This is a genomic window from Citrobacter sp. C348 (genome assembly GCF_047467975.1).
Classification (GTDB): Bacteria; Pseudomonadota; Gammaproteobacteria; order Enterobacterales; family Enterobacteriaceae; genus Citrobacter; species Citrobacter gillenii.
Window position 1 is genome coordinate 1 of the sequence record NZ_JASJUJ010000033.1, and the last position, 441, is coordinate 441.

At 39.2% G+C, this 441-nt stretch carries 1 pseudogene; it reads left to right on the forward strand.

The window, feature by feature from the left end:
* Positions 1-27 precede the first annotated feature (27 nt).
* Positions 28-441 (forward strand): annotated as a pseudogene (locus QNN86_RS23875) (hypothetical protein); the annotation flags it as partial.

A 441-nucleotide genomic window follows, 5' to 3' on the forward strand; every position in this document is an offset into this window, starting at 1 on the left:
CTTAATGTAAAAGGATAAATGAATATTATGGCTAAAAAGCCAGGCAATAAAGTAAAACGCCGCGTATCACTGACCGCCTCTGAGAATAAAAAAAAGGAACAGCATACAGCAAACGTTGAAACGCAACGCCCCAAAAACCCTTTTTATCGCCGTTCCGTACTGATCCCGCAGGCGAAAAGATGGCAGGAGGATCTGCCGGTTCAGTGGCTGGAGCAGGATGTTGAAGCTAATGCTATCTGGCTGAATGAAAAGAATGATATCTGGCTGGAAATCCCCCGTTATGAGAATCAGATCTCATGGGGCGGCGGCGATATTTTTGCTTTTTTTTCAGTGCCATTTATACTTTTTTTTCTAATTTGCCCTTTTATTTCCGGGATGGATATAATCACTTTTTTAATATCATTTATTGGATTTGTTTTTTTTCTCTCTTTTTTTAAAATT